This window comes from Nitrospirota bacterium, from assembly GCA_016219645.1.
In the GTDB taxonomy this organism is placed as follows: domain Bacteria; phylum Nitrospirota; class Nitrospiria; order Nitrospirales; family Nitrospiraceae; genus Palsa-1315.
Genome location: JACRLR010000069.1, coordinates 1 through 1,162 on the forward strand (window position 1 = coordinate 1; position 1,162 = coordinate 1,162).

The window sequence follows — 1,162 nt, forward strand, 5'->3', positions numbered from 1 at the left end:
AATTGCCGCTGAAGCGATTCCGTATCGATGAGTAATGGATGTGTCACGATGCCTGGCTCTTTCTCGCCCGCGACGGGCGATTCAGCTGTGCGCAACAGCTTTGCAACTGTTGCCATTCTGTTGGCGACGGACGTGCGATAGCCTGGTTTCCTGGTGCTCCAATGCGGTTTTCAACTCGCCCGACAACGGAAATTCTCGCTCATAGACGACAAATCGATAGGGATCATTGCCGGTCAGGCCGTATTTCGTTTGCAACATCTCATGCTGCGAATCAGTCAGGATATGGTAGCGCACTCTGGTCCTCAGCTTGAGTCCGTCCGTCTTCTCGGGTATCCGATACGCGAACTGGTAGTCACGGCTGGTCTGCGGGAACAACCGATTATCATACAACTCTATGATGGCAGGCTGCCAGAGGATCCACCGTCCCATCGTGGAGCTCTGCTGCTCCAGTATGTTTCCCTGCTGATCTTCGACAAGGAACTCCACCGTAAAAAATCGATCGGGGTCACCTGTCGGGATCTTATGCCCGGCACCGGCATTCGTCAGGGTGAGCGTAAACCCGACCCGATCACCCGGCTTCGGAACAGCGGTGTCCGCTTTCACCTGAACCGCCACTGCTCGCCCTACCATATCGGGATCATGTCCACCTCGCCAGAGGTGTCGACGCCCCTTGCGGACCGGTCCGTCCAGGGCCACCGGTCTCTCGATCTCCGGCATGTGGCAGCTCTGACAAATGAAACCGCGTTCCTGCCAATACTGGCCTTCATATTCCGCATAGGTCCCGCAGGGCCCCACGTTGTAGAACTGGGCCGGGCCGGACACCACATTGTGGCAGCGATAACAGACCTGCGCCGTCCTAAAATTGGGGTCATATTTTGTGGGGTGTGGAGCCACGGAATCTTCATACGGCCCATGAATCACGCCGTCGCGCACATGGCAGGCCGCACAGGTGACCGACTCTTTCTGATACTCCGGATCATAGCGCGGATTGGGCTCTTGAATGGCCTTCTCAACCCGCCCACGCGGAATCTCTTTCACCAGCGTGGGCTGTTGGTTCTCGAGCGGCGTGTGGCAATTGAGACAAACCCAAATGTTCTTATCCTTCTTCCAATAGGCTTGGAAGAACGGATCTTCATAGGCATGAGCATGAATACTCGTCTTC

1 protein-coding gene is annotated in these 1,162 nt (G+C 56.0%); it reads right to left on the bottom strand.

Translation table 11 applies throughout. From position 1 onward, the window contains the following. Positions 1 to 81 precede the first annotated feature (81 nt). Positions 82 to 1,162: hypothetical protein (locus HZB34_17795; protein ID MBI5317816.1), on the bottom strand; the 1,081-nt coding region annotated here is incomplete at its 5' end.